This is a genomic window from Actinoplanes sp. NBRC 103695, from assembly GCF_030269485.1.
Classification (GTDB): Bacteria; Actinomycetota; Actinomycetes; order Mycobacteriales; family Micromonosporaceae; genus Actinoplanes.
The window spans coordinates 42710-63478 of the sequence record NZ_BSTL01000030.1; the positions used below are offsets into that span (position 1 = coordinate 42710).

23 protein-coding genes are annotated in these 20769 nt (G+C 70.2%); 15 read left to right on the forward strand and 8 right to left on the reverse strand.

All coding sequences use genetic code 11. The annotated features are described in order from the left end of the window. Positions 1-449 precede the first annotated feature (449 nt). The 5 genes from QSK31_RS38930 (at position 450) to QSK31_RS38950 (ending at position 7048) form a co-directional block, all read left to right on the forward strand. Positions 450-1589 carry an NsdA family TPR-like regulatory protein gene (locus QSK31_RS38930; RefSeq protein ID WP_285689736.1) on the forward strand — a complete coding sequence of 380 codons (1140 nt, stop codon included), beginning with the start codon at positions 450-452 and terminating at the stop codon, positions 1587-1589. Positions 1590-1606: 17 nt separating this feature from the next. Continuing rightward, a complete protein-coding gene (locus QSK31_RS38935; RefSeq protein WP_285689737.1) occupies positions 1607-2422 on the forward strand; it encodes a hypothetical protein in 816 nt (271 codons plus the stop codon). Positions 2423-4605: 2183 nt separating this feature from the next. Next, positions 4606-5550 (forward strand): nucleoside hydrolase, encoded by a 945-nt coding sequence (locus QSK31_RS38940; protein ID WP_285689738.1) that lies wholly within the window; start codon positions 4606-4608, stop codon positions 5548-5550. A 161-nt stretch (positions 5551-5711) separates the two neighbouring features. Then, the gene (locus QSK31_RS38945) at positions 5712-6728 is read left to right on the forward strand and encodes a DUF695 domain-containing protein (RefSeq protein WP_285689739.1); all 1017 of its coding nucleotides are present in this window, start codon (positions 5712-5714) and stop codon (positions 6726-6728) included. Further along, a complete protein-coding gene (locus QSK31_RS38950) occupies positions 6725-7048 on the forward strand; it encodes a nuclear transport factor 2 family protein (RefSeq protein ID WP_285689740.1) in 324 nt (107 codons plus the stop codon). The genes QSK31_RS38945 and QSK31_RS38950 overlap by 4 nt, the downstream gene beginning before the upstream one ends. A gap of 99 nt (positions 7049-7147) precedes the next feature. Here the strand turns inward: QSK31_RS38950 and QSK31_RS38955 are convergent, their stop codons facing one another. Continuing rightward, positions 7148-7561: an SRPBCC family protein gene (locus tag QSK31_RS38955; protein ID WP_285689741.1), complete on the reverse strand. Its 414-nt coding sequence runs from the start codon at positions 7559-7561 to the stop codon at positions 7148-7150. A 9-nt stretch (positions 7562-7570) separates the two neighbouring features. After that, positions 7571-8110 (reverse strand): hypothetical protein, encoded by a 540-nt coding sequence (locus QSK31_RS38960; RefSeq protein ID WP_285689742.1) that lies wholly within the window; start codon positions 8108-8110, stop codon positions 7571-7573. Positions 8111-8167: 57 nt separating this feature from the next. Here QSK31_RS38960 and QSK31_RS38965 point away from each other — a divergent pair, with 57 nt between their 5' ends. After that, positions 8168-8614: a GNAT family N-acetyltransferase gene (locus QSK31_RS38965; protein ID WP_285689743.1), complete on the forward strand. Its 447-nt coding sequence runs from the start codon at positions 8168-8170 to the stop codon at positions 8612-8614. On the opposite strand, the gene QSK31_RS38970 is transcribed toward QSK31_RS38965, so the two are convergent. Continuing rightward, entirely contained in the window at positions 8580-9536 is a 957-nt protein-coding gene (locus tag QSK31_RS38970; RefSeq protein WP_285689744.1) for a CDP-alcohol phosphatidyltransferase family protein, read from the reverse strand. The genes QSK31_RS38965 and QSK31_RS38970 overlap by 35 nt on opposite strands. A gap of 121 nt (positions 9537-9657) precedes the next feature. Between QSK31_RS38970 and hpt the strand changes: the two genes are divergently transcribed. Further along, entirely contained in the window at positions 9658-10224 is a 567-nt protein-coding gene (hpt, locus tag QSK31_RS38975) for a hypoxanthine phosphoribosyltransferase (protein ID WP_285689745.1), read from the forward strand. Here the strand turns inward: hpt and QSK31_RS38980 are convergent. Genes QSK31_RS38980 through QSK31_RS38990 form a run of 3 tightly spaced genes read right to left on the reverse strand, consistent with a single transcriptional unit; the run spans position 10211 to position 12732 of the window. Further along, positions 10211-10933 (reverse strand): YqjF family protein, encoded by a 723-nt coding sequence (locus QSK31_RS38980; protein ID WP_285689812.1) that lies wholly within the window; start codon positions 10931-10933, stop codon positions 10211-10213. The two genes, hpt and QSK31_RS38980, sit on opposite strands and share 14 nt — an antisense overlap. Beyond that, positions 10930-11904: an aldo/keto reductase gene (locus QSK31_RS38985; RefSeq protein ID WP_285689746.1), complete on the reverse strand. Its 975-nt coding sequence runs from the start codon at positions 11902-11904 to the stop codon at positions 10930-10932. The genes QSK31_RS38980 and QSK31_RS38985 overlap by 4 nt, the downstream gene beginning before the upstream one ends. A 21-nt stretch (positions 11905-11925) precedes the next feature. After that, entirely contained in the window at positions 11926-12732 is an 807-nt protein-coding gene (locus QSK31_RS38990; RefSeq protein WP_285689747.1) for an aminoglycoside 3'-phosphotransferase, read from the reverse strand. Positions 12733-12817: 85 nt separating this feature from the next. On the opposite strand from QSK31_RS38990, the gene QSK31_RS38995 reads away from it, so the two are divergent. From QSK31_RS38995 to QSK31_RS39020, 6 genes are all read left to right on the forward strand, one after another. Continuing rightward, positions 12818-13552 carry a neutral zinc metallopeptidase gene (locus QSK31_RS38995; protein ID WP_285689748.1) on the forward strand — a complete coding sequence of 245 codons (735 nt, stop codon included), beginning with the start codon at positions 12818-12820 and terminating at the stop codon, positions 13550-13552. Between the two features lie 51 nt (positions 13553-13603). After that, positions 13604-14266 carry an HAD family hydrolase gene (locus tag QSK31_RS39000; protein ID WP_285689813.1) on the forward strand — a complete coding sequence of 221 codons (663 nt, stop codon included), beginning with the start codon at positions 13604-13606 and terminating at the stop codon, positions 14264-14266. A gap of 93 nt (positions 14267-14359) precedes the next feature. Continuing rightward, entirely contained in the window at positions 14360-14506 is a 147-nt protein-coding gene (locus tag QSK31_RS39005; RefSeq protein WP_285689749.1) for a hypothetical protein, read from the forward strand. A 27-nt stretch (positions 14507-14533) separates the two neighbouring features. Next, a complete protein-coding gene (locus QSK31_RS39010) occupies positions 14534-15010 on the forward strand; it encodes a hypothetical protein (RefSeq protein ID WP_285689750.1) in 477 nt (158 codons plus the stop codon). Positions 15011-15046: 36 nt separating this feature from the next. Continuing rightward, complete coding sequence (locus tag QSK31_RS39015; RefSeq protein WP_285689751.1) at positions 15047-15874, forward strand: DUF4097 family beta strand repeat-containing protein; 828 nt, start codon at positions 15047-15049, stop codon at positions 15872-15874. Positions 15875-16060: 186 nt separating this feature from the next. Beyond that, positions 16061-16189 carry a hypothetical protein gene (locus QSK31_RS39020; protein ID WP_285689752.1) on the forward strand — a complete coding sequence of 43 codons (129 nt, stop codon included), beginning with the start codon at positions 16061-16063 and terminating at the stop codon, positions 16187-16189. Positions 16190-16249: 60 nt separating this feature from the next. Here the strand turns inward: QSK31_RS39020 and QSK31_RS39025 are convergent, their stop codons facing one another. Together QSK31_RS39025 and QSK31_RS39030 are read right to left on the reverse strand one after the other, a co-directional pair. Further along, positions 16250-17194, reverse strand: coding sequence for a YdcF family protein (locus QSK31_RS39025; protein WP_285689753.1), 945 nt, complete (start codon positions 17192-17194; stop codon positions 16250-16252). Between the two features lie 82 nt (positions 17195-17276). Further along, positions 17277-18362, reverse strand: coding sequence for a RecB family exonuclease (locus QSK31_RS39030; protein ID WP_285689755.1), 1086 nt, complete (start codon positions 18360-18362; stop codon positions 17277-17279). Positions 18363-18745: 383 nt separating this feature from the next. Here QSK31_RS39030 and QSK31_RS39035 point away from each other — a divergent pair, with 383 nt between their 5' ends. Then, complete coding sequence (locus QSK31_RS39035) at positions 18746-19819, forward strand: site-2 protease family protein (protein ID WP_285689814.1); 1074 nt, start codon at positions 18746-18748, stop codon at positions 19817-19819. Further along, the gene (locus QSK31_RS39040) at positions 19816-20754 is read left to right on the forward strand and encodes a tRNA (adenine-N1)-methyltransferase (protein ID WP_285689756.1); all 939 of its coding nucleotides are present in this window, start codon (positions 19816-19818) and stop codon (positions 20752-20754) included. Before QSK31_RS39035 ends, QSK31_RS39040 begins: the two co-directional genes overlap by 4 nt. Positions 20755-20769: the final 15 nt, after the last annotated feature.

A 20769-nucleotide genomic window follows, 5' to 3' on the forward strand; every position in this document is an offset into this window, starting at 1 on the left:
CGCACTACAGCTTCGCGCTATCGCGACACTGCGGCCGATCACGAGAAGGCGAGACTGGCAGTCATCGAGGCCGTCTTGTCGGCATTGAAGGCGGGCATCACGCCCACGGAAGTTGAACGCCTATCCCCGTTCACCGGGGCATACGTACGGCGCTTGGCCCGAGAGAACGGGATTCCACCCGCAGCGCCCGGCCCTAAGGGTCACTGACCAAGCCTGGTCACCTCCGTCCTGGATTTGTCGTTAGCCTGCGCCTACAAGTAGACGCTGAGCAGCGCAAATAGACCACGAACTGACGGTGCACCAGCATTGCACCACACCTGCACTCCAGCGGCGATACATCGACGTGCAGCTCTACACTCCGACAGAGATCACTCAATGTGGGGGAAGATGTGCTGGTCGTAACGACATGGCGGGGTGAGACGGCGTACAAACTCCGCATCGCACTACGGATGTCCTGCGACGAGTTCGCGGCTCATCTCAGCGTCTCGGCAAGGGGGGTATCGAAGTGGGAGGCCAACCCGACGGGCGAGCTGGCCCTTCGGACGCAGCAGCTCCTCGACACTGCCCTCAAACTTGCGAACGACGAAGTGCGAGAGCGGTTCTCGCAGCTTCAAGCCGAAGCCACCCACGAAGAGACTGACAGGAAGGCAAAGCACGCTCTCACTCTGCCGCCAGTCCATCCGGTACGAGCGGCACCCGAGTTCGTCGCCTCACTTGGCGAAGGGCTGCGCCACCACTACACAGCAGACAACCTCATTGGACCGCGCACCCTGCTGCCCGTTATGGAAGCCCAGGCCAACGCCATTGAGTCGCTCGCGCGCGATGCGAGCGGCCATCTGTTGACGGATCTTCTGCAGGTGGGCGCAGGATACGCCGAGTTTGCCGGTTGGCTCGCGCAGGACTCCGGGAACCCCGCGCTGGCAACGAACTGGTACCGGCGCGCTTTGGAGTGGGCCGAGGCTGCAGGCGACGACCGAATGGCCGGCTTCGTGTTGATGCGCCGATCAGTCCAAGCGATCAGCGCTCGACAAGGTTCACAGGCAGCACGCCTTGCCCATGCAGCGCAGCGAGGTGATGGCCCAACAGCGGCAAGGGTGAGGGCGCTCGCCGCGCAGACGGAGGCCGTCGGCCACGCTGTTAGCGGCGCCGACTCTGACGCGGACCGCGCACTTGAACGGGCAGCACGACTCGTGAGCGAGAGCTCCGAGGCCGAGCCGGAGATCGGAGACCCATCGATCGGCCGCTACTGCGATCTCAGCACATACCTCGAAATTACGCGAGCCAAGGTTCACCTCGAACTCGGACGAGGCGACCAGGCCGTGACCGCCTTCAAGAGGGTGTTGAAGCAACTTCCGCCGGAGTACCACCGGGATCGAGGTCAGTACCTCGGACGGCTGGCGCAGGCCTATGCGTTGGCGGATGGGCCAATCGAAGCGTGTGCAGCCGCAGAGGAAGCGTTGGCGATTGCGGCGACCACCGGGTCCTCTCGTACCATCAGGGACCTACGGAACTTGTTGCACCACCTGGAACCGTGGAGCATGACTGAGCCGGTTATGAAGCTTCGCGCCCTGCTTGCAGGCTCGATCTGACGGAGGTTACCCGCAGCGTGTTCGCGCTAGCCACAGACGGAGCTCCGGGCCGTCCCAACGAGGACTTCGTCGTCGCCACGCCAGATATTGCCGTCGTGGTCGATGGCGCAGGTATCCCGTTCGGCGGATGCCACCACGGTGTCGCATGGTACGCACAGCAGCTCGGCGTCCGGACGCTGTCCGCGCTGATCGACAACCCCGGTATCGAGCTGACCGAGGGACTAGCCACGGGAATTGCTGTTGTCGCAAGCCTGCATGCCGAGACTTGCGACCTAAGCAATCCGGGAACGCCCTGTGCCGCGATCGGGATTCTCCGGATAGGCACTGAGCGAGTAGATACCCTGGCGCTTTCAGACGTGAGCATCGTTGTAGACCTCGATTCCGGGCCCGAGGTAACTTGCGACCTGTCGATCGAGGAGATTAGCGGAACAGAGCCCGATGCCGTTGCCGGATGGGCATTCGGCTCCGAAGGGCACAAGACAGCATTGGCTGAGTTGGTCGCCAGGCAGACGGCAACCCGCAACCGTCCGGACGGGTGGTGGGTAGCGGCGTCCGATCCAAACGCGGCACAGCACGCCCGGGCGAATAGCTACTCGCGTTCAGCCATGCGACGAGCGAGCGCATTCACCGATGGAGCCACACGTCCCGTCGACCAGATGCAGTGTTACGAGTGGCCCGCGTACCTGGACCTACTCGACAAGGTCGGACCCTCAGCACTAATCAAACACGTCCGCACCATCGAGGGTGGCGACCCACACGGCGAGCGTTATCCCCGAACGAAGCTGCACGACGACGCCACGGTGGCGCAGTTCCACGTCGGCTCGCTGTCCTAAATTTCGGCGAGACGCGGGACACTTTCCGACCGCTCCCGCGCGTCAGTATCCCCTCACCTCAGGTCACCTCAGGTCCATTCGCCTCAGGTACGGATCTTCGCCGAGTCTCAAGGCGTGCGTGGCAGACCAGTTGCGGGACGGTGGTGGCCGTTCCGGCTAGAAAATGTGCATCCAGGATCTAGCGCAGTGGGGCCGATTTGAGTTCCGGTCTCCGCACGGCAAGCCGGGCCTGCGTGCTATGCACAGGGGCATGGGGCGTCGCGAATTCGAGCAACGACTTGAAATCTACAGGCAAGCCCTTCGCGCCGGCGCCAAGGAGCGAGTGGTCGAGCAGGCGTGGCATGACCTGTACGCCGCAGCTTGTTCGCTGCAGGGGCCTCCGCCGACAGGACCGAGTAAGGAGGTGGCGGCGGCGTACGCGCTCCGAGATGCACGCAACGCGAAGAACGGCCCCCAAACGTTCTACACGATGGACGAGACCGCGGACGCTTTCGGGGAGGCGTTGGAGGCTTTTAGCGAGGTAATCCGGCTCCCTTGACGTCGGGCACAGGGTGCCGAGACGGACTGCCGTTGCAGATCGCCTGACGAACGTGTGTCGCGCATCAGTCGACGGAGGACAGGACAGGGCACGGGCAAGGCAAGGGCTGGGCACGGGCTTTTGTGAGAAGTTTCTATACGGGTTCAAGGCGACCCGCTCCGCGGGCCGCTCGCGCCGCCCAGCAGGGCCGGGCCGGAGGCCCGCCACTCGGGGACCCCGCCGCCTAAGGCGCAAGCGCCAGGCGGCACCCCGGCGGTTCCAGCCCGGCGGCAGGCGCGAACACGAAGAAGCCCTGGACTCCGCAAAGCGGTTGACCAGGGCTTGGCATTTGGGGTTTGCGGACGGCCGACGACTGGCAGGTAAGTGCGATTATTGCTACATCGCCGTAAACCGATACGTGCGTTCGAAGATCTAAGAAGCGTCCTCGCCGGACGGGCAGGCTCCCAGGATGGCCATCACGGGAGCAGGGCCGGCCTTCGTCGGAGGGTCGGTCAAGGGTCGGGAGTCATCCCGGTCGCCTGCCCAGAGGGGATGCCAGGCCACCGCCAGGGCGCCAAGGTCGTTCGTCCAGTTGGGCGCTCCACCTTGGCGCCCTGGCGGTGGCCCGACATAGCGGAGCTCAGGCGACCGGGATGACATGTCGCGCGTCGCGTTGGCTGGGCCCTTGAGTGGTGGCGGTCCGTAGCGATCAAGGCGCGGGTAGCATTAGCCTGAACTAGTCACGTGACTAGGAAGTTCGCGAGTCCTGGCAGGTCGGTCAGAAAAGTTTTCGCAGAAAAATCTTGTTTCTGCGCGCGCCGACGTGAAGACGAACTTTTCTTGACAAGCCGCTTGGGGTATAGTCCTCGCAGGTACCTACACCTATCCTATCGCTATAGTGAGGGAATGTCAACAGGACTCGGGTGTTTGTGCAGGTCAGATTCGCGAAAACGGACAAATCCCACCCTCGTGGTGGTCAGGAAAAGAGCCGAGCGGCACCCCCAAGGCCTCGAAACCGAAGGTGCCGCTCGTCGAGCCCACTGGAAGGGGACTCAGAGTAAGTATGGCGCGGAGGAAGAGAAAGGGCACCAAGAACCCTGCGCGGCGGCCGAAGCGCCGTCTGAGCGTGCAGGAGGTCTGCTTGGTTGGGGGAACGTTGGTGTCGCTGGTCGGCACCGTCTCGGCCATCGTAAAAGACGTCATGATCGGCTAAGCCCATCGAGGGGGTTGGCTGGCTTCGGAATCCCGGGAGCCGGCCAACCCCAGCGGTGCCCGCGTCAGGGCGTCTACAGGGCGTCAGGGCGTCTACAGGGTGCACGACGTTGCCCGGTACCGACCATTGATGACCGTCGACGACCGCCAGTTGTCGCAGTTCAGCGCCGTCTTCGCGGTCTTCGGCAGGAGGGCGGCGGACGAGTCGGCCTGTACGCCGGACTCTGTGATTTCACCCGGCCCACGACGAACGTTGAGCGCCCACTGTGCGCGCGGGCAGCTAGCTTGGCCAGAACCAGGCCCAGTCAAGATCATGCCGTCCTCATGCCGTCCGGCGATGACCAGCTACGCCTAACGTTGACTCGTGTCACACAGTCGGCACCCAGCTCAGGAGACCTTATGACCGCGCGAACTGCACACCCTTCCGCCGTCATCTATTGCAACGCCAAGTAACGTGCTGCCGCTCATCATCGACACCGATCCGGGGGTTGACGACGCGTTCGGGCTGGCGCTGGCCGCGGCCGGCGCGAAGGTCGACCTGCGGCTGGTGACGACCACCTACGGCAATGTGCCGGGGGAGCGGACGGCCGGCAACGCGCTGCGGGTGCTGGAGATGTGCGGGTGCGCGGAGCTTCCGGTGGCACGCGGTGCGGACGGGCCGCTGGCCGGGCACAGTCTGCGCGCCGCCGAATACGTGCACGGCCGGGACGGGCTGGGCGGGCAGGCCGGGCGCATGCCGTTGCGGGCCCGGCCGGTCGAGCCGCGGCCGGCCGTCGAGGTGCTCGCGGGGACGCTGCTGGCCTCGGACGAGCCGGTGACCGTGGTGGCGCTGGGGCCGCTCACCAACGTCGCCACGCTGCTCGCCGAGCATCCGGAGGCGGCGGGGCGGATCGGGCGGCTGGTGGTGATGGGCGGCGGCTTCCGCGGTGGCAACGTCACCGCGAGCGCCGAGTTCAACATCTGGTGCGATCCGGAGGCTGCGCGCCGGGTGATCGTGCGGTCGGATCTGGCGGTCACGCTGGTTCCGCTGGATCTCACCCACCGGGCGGGTGTGTCCGAGGAGTGGATGGCGGCGCTGGTCGCCACCGGAGCGGTCGGGGAGGGGCTGTCGCGGATCGCCGCCGGTAACTGGGCGATGTACGAGCGGATGCTGGGGGAGCGGCGGCTGATCATCCACGACCTGGTGGCGGTCGCCGAGGCGGTCTGGCCGGGGATTCTGCGGCCGGAGCGGGTGTGGGTCGACGTCGAGGACGGGCACGGCCCGGCTCGCGGCGCCACGCTGGCCGACCGGCGGCGCTACCGGCAGGGGCCGCGTGAGGGCCGCGAGATCGACGTGGCGGCGGACTTCGACGCCGCCGACTTGCACGAGCGGATCCTGGCCCGCTTCGGAGACCGATAGGGGCGAGGTGCCCGGAAAGCGCGGCGCGGGCCCGGGAAAGCGCGGTGCAGGCTCGGCAAAGCGCGGTGCAGGCTCGGCAAAGCGCGGTGCAGGCTCGGCAAAGCGCGGCCCGGGCCCGGGAAAGGGCGGCGGGGAGGGACAACGCTCGGTAGTCTGCCGCGGTGATTTTCGGGAAGCGGGGCAAGGGCGTCAAGCCGTCCGAGGACGCGATCGCGGCGTTCTGGGCCTGGTGGGCGGCCACCGGCCGGGCCCGCGCCGAGCAGGCCATCGCCGGCAACGACTGGAACAGCGGCCTGGTCGACGAGCTCGGCGACCGGGTGTCGGCCGTCGCGCCGGGGCTGGCGTGGGAGTTCGCGTCCGGCGCGCCCCGATCGCAGCATCTGCTCGTGATGTCGGCGGACGGGAACCGGGAGTTGCGGGCCACCGCCGAACGCTGGCTGCGGGCCGCCCCGGACGCCGACGAGACGTTCTCGTTCGCGTCGTCCCGGCAGGCGTCCCCGGGCGCCCTCGACCACCGGCTGGGGATCGCCGGGCAGGATGTCGAGCTGTCCGGCCTGCGCTTCGCCGCCGAGGTGGACGAGAACGCCGCGCAGATCGACGTGACCGTGTGGCACCCGGCATTCGGCGGGCTGGACGAGCAGGCCCGGGTGCAGGTCGCCTTCCTGGCGCTGGACTGGCTGCTCGGCGAGGACAGCGTGGAGATCTGGATCCGTGGCATCGACACGACCGCCGTGGCCGGGCCGGCGCTGACCGGCGGCGAACTCCTCACGGCCGTGCAGGCGCTGGAGCCGCGCTGGGCGATGCTCGGCGGCGAACGTGCCGGCCGTCCGCTGGTCGCCACGATCCGGGTGCCGTTGCGGGCCGCGCGCTGGCCGGCCGCGGACACGCACGTCCGGCTCGACGTCCCCTATCGCACGGCCAACCCCGGTGGGCTTCCGGCCGGCGATTCCCTCGAGGCGCTGCACGGCCTGGAGGACCGGATGATGGCGTACGCGGACGGTCCGGTCCTGGTCGCGCAGGAGGCCTGCGACGGCGTACGCACGTATCACCTGTACGCCGACCGGCAGCCGGCCATCGACGCGCTCGCCCCGATCGTCCAGTCGTGGCCCGAGGGCAAGGTCCGCACCACGGTCACCCACGACCCGGGCTGGGCGGGCGTCCAGCACCTGATCCCGTGACCGAGGCGGCGGCCCGCGCGCACATCGACCGGTTCAACGCGGCGGTGCTCAGCGGCGACTGGTCCGAGCTGGTCGCCACGCTGCACCCGGACGCGGTGATGGCCTTCGACGGGCCGCCGGTCGGGCCCTTCGCGGGGAGGGACGCCATCGCCGAGGCCTACGCGGCGAACCCGCCGGACGACACGATGCGCGTGCTCGCCGTCCGGGTGGACGGCGGCACCGAGGTCGTGGCGTTCGCCTGGTCGCGTGGCGGCACCGGCAGCCTGGAGATCCGGCGCCGCGCCGGGCTGATCACCGGCCTGCTGGTCCGGTTCGACTGAGCCCGGCGCGGCGCGCACGGCCGCGAAGGGCGCGGTCAGTCGGCGCGCACGGCCGCGAAAAGCATGGTCAGTCGGCGCGCACGGCCGCGAAAAGCGTGGTCAGCGGGACAGGAGCTTGTCCAGCTTGGTGAAGCTGGAGCTCCAGCCCTCGCGCGCGCCGCCCTCGACCTCGGGCGGGTACGGGCCCTGGGTGAGGACCAGACGGGTACGCCCGCCCTCCTCGTCGTGGAACTCGATGCTCAGGCGCATGCCGGCCGACTCGCCGACCAGCAGCCGATTTTCGATCACCTCGAGGAACGTGGCCTCGACCGGTGATGTGAGGGCCGGGTCCTCGTCGCTGACCATCGTGAAGCGCTGGTGGCCGCCGGTCACCGCGTCGATCGACACGCTGTCGCGGGGCACCGACCAGCCGACCGGGCCGAACCAGCTCGCCAGCTGCTCGGGGTCGACGAAGGCGCGGTAGACCAGCTCGCGGGGCGCGTCGAAGACGCGGGTGATGACGAGGTCGGTCACGATCTCACCTCAGACTTTGGAGGGCATCCGCCGGTGCAGTTCCGCGAGGAGCGTACGCGGCCCGGGTGACATGAGTCCGATGTCGACCAGGTACGAGTCGCCGCGCCGCCGGGGCTGCCGTCCGGGGCCGGGCAGCTCGGTGACCGCGCCGGGGCCGGTCGGCGTGACGACCAGCTCGGTGAAGACGCCACGGTGGCGCAGGGCGACCGCGGCCACGCCGGACCAGGGTATGGCGACGCCGCGCCGGCCGGTTGCCGCGAACTCCAGCCCGTGCATCGAGCTGTGCAGCCAGCCGAGCCGGTTCCAGGCGACCAGGATGATCACGCTGGCGGTGACCGTGGGGACGAGGATCAGGCTCTCGGCGATGGTGGCGATGTCGTCCGCGCCGGGGCGTGACCCGAAGGCCGCCGCGATCAGGATCCACAGCCCGCGGCAGACCGCCCAGGCGATCGCGATGACCCAGAGCATGGTCACGAAGACCTGGCCGCGCGGCTGGAAGAAACCGGCCGTGTCCTCGGTGGGGCCGATTACCGGATGCTCGGGGTCCATGAGGGCATTATGCCCCGGTTTGACGCTCACAGGCCGGAGATGCGCCATCATGATCACATGACGGTGGTGAGGTTGACCGCGACGCATCCGTGGTTCCCGGACGCGGTCGCGCAGTTCGACGCGTACCGGCAGCACTACGGCGCGAACCCGGCGCCCGAGGCGACCGAGGAGTGGATGCGCGACCAGATGGTCACCGACCGGCTGCGGGTCTTCGCGGCGGGACACAACGACATGGTCCGCGGCGTGCTCACCATCACGGTCGTACCCGCGTCCCTCACCCTGCGCACGATCTGGATGATCCGCGACGTCTACGTCGACCCGTCCGCGCGCCGCGCCGGTCTGGCCCACGCGCTGCTCGCGCACGTCGCCGAGGCGGCCCGCGAGGAGGGCGCGCACCGGCTGTCGCTGCAGACCGAGCCCGACAACGTCCGGGCCATCCAGCTCTACGTCTCGGCGGGATTCCAGCCGGTCACGGAAGTGGTGAACTGGGCTCGAGTGCTGTGATCCGTGGCCCCGGCCCTGACTCCGGCCCTGACTCCGGCCCTGACTCCGGCCCTGACTCCGGCCCTGACTCCGGCCCTGACCCCGGCGCGGTGGCCTCGGCCAGGTGCCGGGCGAAGGTCCGCGTCGCCGACCACAGCTTGTAGATCAGCAGCAGCTCGAACCCGACGAGCAGCGCCGCCGCCACCAGCGTGGCCGGAATGATCAGGCTGGTGGCCGGGCCGACGATGAAGACGAACATCTGGAACTCGATGCCGCTGAACAGGTGCGCCCGGATCCGCCGGCCGAAGAGCCGGTTGCGCAGCGTGGAGAAGGCGCCGAACCGGCCGCGGAAGTCGCCGTACATGTCGACGACCGCCCGCCCGTCGCCCTTGTCCTCGCCGTCCTCCAGGTAGATCGGCTCGGTCTCGCCGCGGGCGGCGGCCAGCCGGGACCGCATGTCGTTCTTGACCGCGGTCATCTGGAGCGCGTTCAGGTAGCGGAACATGTCCAGGAAGATCACCAGGCCGCCGAGCCAGACGTAGACGAACTCGCCGGTGCGCTCGAACTGCCCGCCCATCAGCGCGATCGTGCACACGAGCACGCGCAGCCGGTCGAACACGTAGTCGAGCCAGGAGCCGAACACCGACCCGCTGCCGTTCAGCCGGGCGATCTTGCCGTCCATGCAGTCCAGGACGAAGCTCAGGTGGAACAGCGCGGCGCCGGCGACCAGCCAGCCCCACGTCTGCTGCCAGAAGCAGGCCGCCGCGGCGACACCGACCAGGAACGCGGTGATCGTCAGCCGGTTCGGCGTGACCGCACGCCACGGTGAGACCAGCCGGACCAGCCGGGAGGCCAGCGGATCGACCAGCCAGACCGTCCACCAGGCGTCGCGATCCTTGTAAGTGCGCTCGCGAATGTCCGCCAGCGCTACTCGTTCCGCCATGACCGCTACCCCGCCGATGTTATGTACACGTGAACAAAAGCTGTCGTGCAGCATAGGCCCCTCGGTGACGGTGATCGTGACAGGATCACCCCGGCGGGTCGGATCTTTGCTGGGAGAGTGTGTGGACGCCGAGCACGTCGCCGCGGACCTCGAGTCCGTGCTGCTGACCGAGGAGCAGATCCGCGAGCGGGTGGCCGCCCTGGCCGCGGAACTGGCCACCGACTACGCGGGGCGCACGCCGGTCATGGTCGGTGTGCTGGCGGGCGCGGCGACGTTCACCGTCGACCTGGCGCGCGCCTATCCCGGCCAGGTGGAGATCGGCTGGATGGCGATCAAGTCCTACAGCACGCGCAACCGGGCGTCCGGCTCCGTACGCCTGCTCAAAGATCTTGATCTGGACATCGAGAACCGCGACGTGATCATCGTCGAGGGGGTCATCGACACCGGGCTGACGATGAACTGGCTGATCGGCAATCTGCGCCAGCGCGGGCCACGGTCGATCGCGGCGTGTGCGCTGATGCGGCGCCCGGACACGCCGGACTTCGGGGACACGCGGGCGTACGTCGGCTTCGACGTCCCGCCGGGCCTGATCGTCGGCTACGGCCTCGACCACCGCGGCCGGTACCGCAACCTCAGCTGCGCCGCGGTCCTGGCCCCGCACGTCCATGCGGCGGTCAGCGCGCACTGACCCCCGGGCCGCCGAAGACCACCCGGACGCCGGGGGAGTAGAGGACGCTCGCCGGTAGGCCCGTCGGCGCGGGCAGTCCCGATGCCGCGATCAGGGACTCGTCGCAGTGCAGGAGCTCGGCCCGGTGCAGCGGCCACGTCGGGTGGTCGTTGGGCAGGTGGACCGTGCGGCCCCAGGCACGGGTGTGCAGTCCCCAGCGCGCGGTGAGGAAATGCTCCAGCGGGGTCGGCGTCTCGATCGGCTCGCCGCGACGGACCGCGAACGACGAGCGGGCGGTGCGCCTGCTGCTCGCGTACTCGAAGACCTGGTCCTTCTGCCGCAGGCTCATCCGGGCCCAGCGGTAGGGAAGGCGCAGCGTGGCCTGGGCGGTCAGCACCGGGATCAGGCGCTCGGCGTCGAGCGAGAGGAAGACGACCGCCCGCCGGCCGCGCGCGTCGACGCTGTAGAGGCGCACGTTGGTCTCGCAGAAGGTGCCCAGGTAGGGGATGCCGGGACCGCGCAGCGGGCCGAGCCCGACCATCCGGAAGCCGATCAGGCCGACGTACGTGACGCCGTCGATCACGTCGGGCCGGGTGCCGCGCGGCAGGAACGGCGCCACCACCGCCGGATCGAGCGCCCAGTGCAGGAAGGCGAGGTCGCGCCACTGCTGGACCAGCCAGGGCCGGCGGACCGGCCGGGTGGTGAGCGGCGTGACCCCCTCGACGTTCAGTGCCCCACCTGCGACATGTCGGCGTAGCGGTCACCGGCCGGCGGCGCGATCGCGGTCAGCCGGTCGAGCTGCCCGGGCGTCAGCGTGAGCGCGACGGCGCCGGCGTTCTCCTCCAGCCGCGCCACCCGCTTGGTGCTGGGGATCGGGACCACGTCGTCACCCTGAGTGAGCAGCCAGGCCAGCGCCACCTGCGCCGGGGTCGCGGACGCCTCCACGGCGACCTCGCGGACGACCCGCACGATCTCCAGGTTCGCGGTGAAGTTGTCGCCGGTGAACCGAGGATTGCCCTTGCGGAAATCGTCGTCGTCGAAGCCGTCGGGGGACGTGATGTGGCCGGTCAGGAAACCGCGGCCCAGCGGCGAGAACGGCACCAGCCCGATGCCCAGCTCACGCAGCGTGGGCAGCACCTCGGCCTCCGGGTCACGGGTCCACAGCGAGTACTCCGACTGCAGCGCGGTGATCGGATGCACCGCGTGGGCCCGGCGGATCGTCGCGGGCGCCGCCTCGGACAGCCCGAGGTGCCGGACCTTGCCGGCCGCCACGAGCTCGGCCATCGCGCCGACGGTGTCCTCGATCGGGATCGTCGTGTCGACCCGGTGCAGGTAGTAGAGGTCGATGTGGTCGGTGCCGAGCCGGCTGAGCGAGCCGTCGATCGCGGCCCGTACGTTGTCGGGGTGCCCGTCGACGACCCGGCCGCCGCCCCGCCCGATGTGCGACATCAGGCCGAACTTGGTGGCCAGCACCACCTCGTCGCGGCGCCCCGCCAGCGCCCTGCCGAGCAGCTCCTCGTTGGTGAACGGGCCGTAGCGCTCGGCCGTGTCGAGGAACGTGACGCCGAGCTCGATCGCCCGGTGCAGGGTGCGGATCGACTCCGCCTCGTCGGTGTCCTTGCCGGTGTACAGCGCGGACATGCCCATGCAACCCAGCCCGACGCGGGACACGCCCAGCCCCGCCAGCGATACCTGCCTCATAACCTGAAGAACCTACGCCGGTCAGGGCCCGAGCTCCCACAACAGGCGGTAGAACGCGATGCGTACGGGATCGGGCTCCACGCCGTACGCGGCGAAGAACGCGTCCTGCCAGCCCGGCCCGAAGTTCCAGTCCAGGCTCCACGACGCGATCGCCAGATCCGCCCAGCGGTCCGCGACGCCCAGCGTGGCCAGGTCGACGTGCCCGGTCCACCGGCCCTCCTCGTCGACCAGTGTGTTCGGCGCGCACGCGTCGCCGTGGCAGACCACCATCCGGTCGATCGGCGGCCGGTCCACCGCCCGCGCGAGGGCCTCCGCCACGGTCAGGTGGTGGTAGTCGGGGTGCCACCGCGCCACGTCGATCAGCCCGCGGGTGGCGCGTTCGCAGGCCGACGCGAGGCGGTTCTCCACGGACCAGCTGTACGGGCACTCGTCCACCGGCAGCGTGTCGTGCAACGCTCGCAACCCGCGGCCGATCGCCGCGACCGACGGCGCCGGGTCGGCCAGCCAGCGTTCGTCGACGGCGTTGCCGCCGGGCAGGGCCGCGGTCTGCAGCCAGGTTCCGGTGTGGTCGCTCCCGGAGGACAACACCTGGGGTACGCGCGTGAAGGGCCGCGCCCAGGCCAGCCGCTCGGCCTCCCGTGCCAGCGGAAGCCCGCTGCCCGCCGGGGCGAACTTCACGAAACTGCGCCCGGTCACCTCGTCGCGCATCTCGAACGTGGTCCCGCCCAGGACGTTCACCCAGACCGGACGCAGTGGACGCCCGCCCGCCAGAGTCCGCACCGCCTCGGGCACCACGATGTCTGTCCGCGGTAGGTTCGACAGAAGCATGAGCCACCCCGATCGGTGATGATCCGTGTTCGGCACTTACACGTATCGTGGAATGCCCCGGTCCCGCCACCCCTCGGAGACCCTCATGCTTCTGCCGAACGGCCGACGTTCCGCCGTGCTGTCCGCCTTGGTGGCCGTCCTGGTGGGATTGGGCTGCGCCTCCGCGCCCGCCCGGCCCGGCGCCGCCCCGCCCGAGACTGATGAGACGCCTGTCACATCAGCGCCCGCCAGTGCCGACGCCGACGGCACCGACAGCCCCGAGGAGTTCAAGGCGGACATCGGCGACGCCACCAAGATCGCCGAGGAGTACTGGTCCGGCGTCTTCGCCAAGAGCGGGCTGCGGTTCGAGCCGGTGGCGCGGGTGATCGCGTACGAGCAGGAGGGCGAGGTCGACTGCGGCGGCCAGCCCCTGGGGCTCAACAACGCCGCCTACTGTTCCGCCGGTGACTTCATCGCCTACGACGTGAACTGGGCGTACGCGGCGTTCCAGCAGATCGGCGACGCGTTCATCTTCTACCTGCTCGGCCACGAGTACGCCCACGCCGTCCAGCTGCGGCTCAACCGGCGGGCCCAGTTCACCATCCAGCAGGAGCTGCAGGCCGACTGCATGGCCGGGGCGTACATCGGCGACATGGAGCGGCAGAAACGCCTGAGCCTGCAGGACGACGACACCGACGAGCTGGCGGCCGGGCTGGAGGCGGTCGGCGACGACCCCGGCCAGCCCTGGTTCGCGGAGGGCTCGCACGGCTCGGCGGAACAGCGCACCGAGTCGTTCGCCAAGGGTTACCGGGATTCGCTGGAGCCCTGCAAGCTGACGTGAACCCGGCGTGGGCGAGAATGGTGATCCGAGCGCGTCACCAGGAGGCAGGCCCTGACATCACCACTTCCCGCCGCGGTGCTCTTCGACATGGACGGCACTCTGGTCGACAGCGAACGGGTCTGGGACGTCGCCCTGCGTGAGCTGGCCGCGCTCGCCGGCGGCGAGCTGTCCCTGGCCGCCCGGCACGCGATGATCGGCAGCAACATGGGCCGCACCATGCAGATCCTGCGCGATGACCTGGGCCAGCCCGACCGTCCCGAGGCGCCCGACGTCGAGTGGCTCACCGACCGGGTCTTCGAGCTGTTCGCCGACGGCCTGGTGTGGCGCCCCGGCGCGTTCGAGCTGCTCACCGCGGTGCGCGAGGCGGGCCTGCCGACCGCGCTGGTGACGTCGACCGGGCGCCGCCTGGTCGAGGTGGCGCTGCGCACGATCGGCCGCGACAACTTCGACGCCATCGTCGTAGGCGACGAGGTCAAAGCCCCCAAACCCGACCCCGAGCCCTACCGTACGGCCGCCGAGCTGCTCGGCGTCCCGATCGAACGCTGCGTCGCCATCGAGGACAGCCCCGTCGGCGTGGCCAGCGCCCTCGCCGCCGGCGCCGCCGTGCTGGCGATCCCCGCCGAGCTGGAGCTGCCCCCCACCGACGGCGTGCACCTGCGCTCGTCCCTCGAGGGGATCGACCCCGCCTACCTGGCCACCTTGCTCGCCGCCTGACCTTCTCCGCCTCTTCTCCGCCTGGGCCCTTCTCCGCGCGGTTTTCTTCGCCCGGGCGGTCAGCCGGCCCTGTCGCCGGCCGATGAGGCTCGGGTGGGCAACCACAGGAGAGCCAGGACGGCCACCGCCGTCCTCGTCACCGCGGTCCTCGCCGCCGGCACCGACGCCCGCCGCGGCGACTCGGTCACGGTGTCCGTGGTCGGCGGCTTTCCCGATGCTGCCATCGTGACGCTTGACTGACGTCATCGATGACGTCATAGTGGTGACATGGACCTGACGCCGTATCTCGAAACGCTCCGCGCCGATCTCGCCGCGGCCGCCGCACCCGGCGGCCCCGACACCGCGCGGGCCGCCGAGCTGCTCAGCCACTCGCTCGACGCATCCGCCCGGCTCGCCCTCCTCGAGGCGCTGTCCGACGCGGCCGCCGAGATCACCACCCGGCTGGCCGACTCGACGGTCGAGGTCCGGCTCCGCGGCCGCGAGGCCGACCTGGTGGTCACCACCACGGTGACCGAGCACGAGACGGAGGCGCCGCGCGTGCCTCCCGCCGTGGAGGGCGACCTCACGCGGCTCACCCTGCGCATGCCCGAGGCACTCAAGACGCACGTCGAGCAGACCGCCGCCGCCGAGGGCATCTCGGTGAACGCGTGGCTGGTCCGGGCGGTCACCATGGCCGTCCAGCGCCCCGCCGGCCCGCCGCCGTCCCGCCCCGGCAAACGCATCACCGGCTTCGCCCAAGCCTGACCCAAAACGCCTTTCGAGTACGAATGGAGCCTCACCATGCCCGAATTCGACCACTCCACCCCCGTCACCGTGGCCCTGAGCGTGCACGCCGGCCAGGTCGACATCACCGCCGAGGACCGGGTCAGCGTGCTGGCCGAGGTGCGCCCCATGGACGGCAGCGAGGCGTCCCGCCAGGCCGCCGAGAACACCCAGATCAGCCTCGACGGCGACACGCTGACCGTCCGCGCCCCCGAGCACGGCGGCTGGAGCCTCCGCCGCAGCGGCAAACTGCACGTGGTCGTCCGCGTCCCCGCGGACAGCACCCTGGCCTGCCACCTGGCATCGGCCGACCTCAAGGCCACCGGCAGGTACGCCGCCGCCCAGGTCAAGATCGCCTCCGGCGACGTCCGGCTCGACGACGTCACCGGCGACGCCCTGATCGAGTCGGCCAGCGGCGACCTGACCGTAGGCCGGGTGGGCGGTTCCCTCCGCGGCTCCTCGGCCTCCGGCGACCTCCGCATCGGTGACGTCAACGGTGACGTCAGCGCCGAGTCGGCGTCGGGCGACATCACCATCCGCGGCGCGGGCACCGGCGCAGCCGTGAAGACGGCCTCCGGCGACATCGAGGTGGGCACGTTGCGAGCCGGCGAGGCCCGCATCAACTCGGCCTCCGGCGACGTGAAGGTAGGCGTCCTCGCCGGCACGGGCGTCTGGCTCGACGTGAGCACCGCGTCCGGCAAGACCCGCAACGAACTCTCCATGGGCGGCGACGCCCCCGGAGCCACCCCCGAGTCCACCGGCGCCCAGCTGGAGCTGCGCATCCGCACCGCCAGCGGCGACATCACCATCCGCCGGGCAACCGCCCCCACCCGTGCAGCGGCCTGACCCTCCCGGACCACGCCCTCCTCATCCAGCCAGATCCAGCCGGCTCTCATCGATCCTCGCTCTCACCCATGTCATCCGGCCGGCCCTCATCCAGGCCTGAGCCACGCGGCGCCTGACCTCCCACATTCCGTGGCGCCAACGGCCCGGCCCGCGTCCTGATCCACCTCTTCCGAGAAAGGCTCGACCATGACCAGGAAGACCGACCCCAAACCCAGCGAGAGCCGTTTCGTACGCCGGCTCCGCACGCCCCGCCCCGCGAGCCGCCGCGACATCCCCGAACGCTGGCCCGTGGTCCGCGGCCCGACACTCTGGTGACGCCCATCCCGGCGCCCGCCTCCTGCGAGAGGAGGCGGGCGCCGCGGTGGGTGCCCCTCGTTACGCGCCGGTGTCCGCCCATCGCGGGTCGGCCGGGCGAGGTTCGGCTTTTCCGGACGCCTTGAGTGCGGCGTAGGCGTGAGTCACCTCGGGCGGGATATCCACGTGGGCGATGAAGCCGCGCCCGGCCGGACCGTAGCCGTCCTGATCGTCGGTGAGTCGCGGGATCTCGCCCATCAGCAGGGACACGTAACGTTCCGGGGTCCACATGCCCAGCGGCGGGTCGTCGCCGACGTGCGTGCGGTGGGACGCGAAGTTCACGATCCGCGTGTCAGGTGCGTGCAGCCGGAAGCCGGCATCCATGCGCCGCTGCATCGACGCGTCCTGGATGATCAGGATCCGCCTGTGCGGGATGCCCCGGGCGGCAAGCAGGGCCAGGGAGTTCCGGACGTTGCTGCCACAGTTGGTCGACTCGTGCTCGAGAAGGTCGGCGTGCAGGCCGTGGCGCTCCGAGAGATAGCGGTCGAAGAGCGCGGCTTCCGTCAGCCCTGCCACCGCGGCTTCCGCCAGCCCAATCGCCGCGGCTTCCGTGAGCCCCGCCGGCCCCGTCGCCGCAGCTTCCGCCGCCCCCGTCACTGCGGCTTCGGCCAGGTCCGCCGGCCGTGTCACCGCGGCGTCCGCCGGCCGCGCCATCTCGGCTTCCGGTGGTCCGGCGACCTTGGCCTTCGCCGGCCACGCCACGTCGTCCCAGACCAGGTGATGCCGCACCGCATCGCGCAGGGCATCGGTCGAGTGCCCCTGGCCGCCCACGATCATCGAACGCGCGGCCACATCGTCCGTTACAGCCCTGGCGAAGACGTCGCCACCAGCCAGAATGCTGCCGCCGAACAGGATGACTACGTCTATCCGGCCGCCGGCCACTTCTTCGGCCGCCGCGCGCGTCAACACGTCCACATCCCGTTGGGCGCAGAAGTCCACCAGCGTGTTGAGGTAGGGGTCGACCACGGATCCGAGCCTAGTCACCCGCCCGGGTCGAGCGAGCCGGTCTCGGTCGCCGGGGCGGGTGGCGTGGGCGCGGTGGGTGTCGTCAGTCGGCTGTGGTCAGCAAGTCCTCGGGTGTGGCGTCGGGTTGCGGGGCGCGTTCCGGGTAGGGGGGAGGGGTTCCGCCGAACTCGGGGCACAACGCCTGGTGGCTGCACCAACCGCAGAGTTTGCTGGGCTTGGGGCGGAAGTCGCGTTCCTCTTTGGCGCGTTCGATCGCGTGGGACAAGGCGACCAACGTGCGTTCGAAGCGTTCCAGCTCCTCGGCGTCGGGGCTGTAGTCGCAGATCTCCTCGTCCTTCAGGTAGAGCAGGCGCAAGACCCGGGGCACGACCCCGCGGGTGCGCCACAGCACCAGCGCGTAGAACTTGAGCTGGAACAGCGCCCTGCCCTCGAAAGCCTCTCGCGGCGCCCCTCCGGTCTTGTAGTCGACCACCCGCAGATCGCCGGCGGGGGAAACGTCGAGGCGGTCGATGTAGCCGCGGATCAGCAACTCTTCGTCGACCAAGGTGGACACCAAGGCCTCGCGTTCGGCCGGTTCCAGGCGGGTCGGGTCCTCCACCGCGAAGTAGCTGCCCAGCAAACCCCGGGCGCTGGCGAAGAACGACTCCAGCCGGGCGTCAGGCGCCAGCGGCATCCCGTCGAGCATCAACTCCACGGGCGCGGCGGAAGGCGCCGGCCCAGCGGAAGGCGCCGGCCCAGCGGATGAGGTGGGCGCGGCAGATGACGTGGGCGCGGCGGCGGTGGAAAGCGCGGGCTCGGCGGAAGGCGGGAGCCCGATCGGTGGCACGGACGCGGTGACGGCGGAAAGCGCGGGCTCGGCGAAGGGCGCGGGCTCGCCGGACAGTGTGGGCTGGGCGGGAGATGCGGGCTGGGCGGGAGGCGTAGGGTCGAAGAGGCCCGCCAGGGCGGGCTCCTGCTCGATCAGGCGCAGCCACTGCGGCTCGACCAGGGCCTCGGCCGCGCCCCGGGTGCGTTCCTGCTGGGGCAGGTCGAAGAGGCGCTCCAGCACCGCGTGCACCAGCGTGCCCCGGACCTGGTCGGGGGTGGCCTGCTCGGGCAGGCGGTCGATGGTGCGGAAGCGGAACAGCAGTGGGCACGTCTTGAAGTCGGCGGCTCGCGACGGCGACAACGACGGGCCTGCGAACGTGGGCGCAGTCCCGGAGGATGACGCAGGCCCGGGAGATGACGCAGGCCCGGAGGATTCGGTCACCGTCATACGGCAGAGGCTATCGGCCGGGTACGACAACAAATCTCTTGGGAAGGGTGACCACTCCCGCAGAATGAAGCGCGGCCGGCTCGTTCTGGACGCGCAGCGGCCAGAGCCGGGCGTGCGCCCTCGGCGTGAGCGACGGTCCGTATCACCCGCTCAGGTGCGACATCGTGTTTTTGAGGTTGAAGTTGTGGCGTCCGTACCATCGGGGCGTGGATGACCGCGCAGAGCCGCCTCGTCGGATCCGCTCCGGGCGGGTGGTCGGCCGTGTGCTGGGCATCCCGCTCTATCTCAACGCGTCGATGCTGGTGCTCGCGGTGCTGGTCACCGTGGTCTACGGCGGCTTCGTGCAGGGGTCGCTGGATCTGCCGGGGCCGGTCAGCTATCTGATCGGGTTCGGGTTCGTGCTGTGCCTGCTCGGCTCGGTCCTGCTGCATGAGCTGGGGCACGCGCTGACCGCGCGGCGCTTCGGCATCGGGGTTCGCGGGATCACGCTGGAGCTGCTCGGCGGATACACCGAGATGGATCGTGAGGCGCCGAACCCTCGGGTGGACGCGCTGGTGGCGCTGGCGGGACCGGCGGTGTCGCTGGTGCTCGGCGGGCTGTCGGCGCTGGTCTATCACCTGTTGCCGGACCGGACCATCGCGGGCGAGATCGCGTTCCAGCTGGCCGCCTCGAACATTCTGGTGGCGTTCTTCAACGTGCTGCCGGGCCTGCCGCTGGACGGTGGGCGGGCGCTGCGGGCGCTGGTCTGGGCGATCGTGCGGGACCGGACCCGGGCGACCGTGGTGGCGGGCTGGGCGGGGCGGGTGATCGCGGTCGCCACCGCCGGGGGGACCGTGGTGCTCTACCGGCTGGGGTTCGTCACGGTGTTCGGGATGCTGTTCATCCTGCTGGTGGTGGTCACGCTGTGGCAGGGGGCGGGTCAGTCGATCCGGCTGGCCCGGATGACCTCGCGGTTCCCGCTGGTCGACCTCGGTGCGCTGGCCCGGCCGGTGCTCGGGGTGCCGTCGGGCACGCCGCTGGCCGAGGCCGAGCGGCGTGGCGTCGAGGACGCGCGGGACCGGCCGGCGCTGGGCGTGGAGGACTCGTCGGGGCGGCTGGTGGCGCTGGTCGATGTGGCCGCGGCGGCGAAGGTTCCGGCGGATCGGCGGCCGTGGGTGCCGGTCGACTCGGTGGCCCGTGACGTGGGCAAGCTGACCGCGCTCAAGGCGGATCTGACCGGCGAGCAGGTGGTGAAGGCGATCCAGGCGTACCCGGGTGCGCAGTACCTGGTGGTCTCCGGGGAAGATGTGGTCGGCGTCCTGCACGTCGCGGATCTCGCCGCGGTGCTGGAGCCACCGCGAACCGTCGCACAGGCGAAAGAGAGATCGTGACCACCCAGCACCTGGCCGAAGAGTCCGAGACCACACCGTCGCACCGGGGGCCGTTCCGTCCCGGTGACCGCGTGCAGCTCACCGACCCCAAGGGCCGGATGCACACGATCGTGCTGGAGCCCGGCAAGGCCTACCACACGCACCGCGGCGCGCTCGATCACGACGCTCTGATCGGGCTGCCCGAGGGCAGTGTGATCAGCTCCGCCGGCGGCACCGCGTACCTCGCCCTGCGTCCGCTGCTCTCCGACTACGTGCTGTCCATGCCGCGGGGCGCGCAGGTGATCTATCCGAAGGACGCGGCGCAGATCGTCGCCATGGGTGACATCTTCCCGGGGGCGAGGGTCCTGGAGGCGGGCGCCGGGTCGGGCGCGCTGAGCTGCAGCCTGTTGCGCGCCGTCGGGGCCGGGGGAGAGCTTCATTCGTACGAGCTGCGCGACGACTTCGCGGCCATCGCCCGGAAGAACGTGGAAGCCTTCTTCGGCGGTCCGCACCCGGCGTGGCACCTGCACGAGGGCGATGTGGCGGAGGCGGCCGAGACCGATTTCGACCGGATCATCCTGGACATGCTGACCCCGTGGGAGGCCCTCGACATGGTCGAGCGGGCTCTCGTGCCGGGCGGGGTCTTCATCGGGTACGTGGCCACTACGCCCCAGTTGTCCGAATTGGTGGAGGCGCTCCGCGAGCGCGGCGGGTGGACCGAGCCGCGGGCGTGGGAGTCGCTGGTGCGGGACTGGCACGCGGAGGGCCTGGCGGTTCGCCCGGACCACCGGATGGTCGCGCACACCGCCTTCCTCGTCTCGGCCCGCCGGCTCGCCCCGGGCGTCACCGCACCGCCGCGTCGCCGCAAACCCAGCAAGGGCGCTGAGGCGTACGCCCTCCGCAAGGCCGCCCGTACCGCTCTGGCGGCGGAGCGGGACGACACCACCGGGGTGTGACCGGTTGGTGGGCGT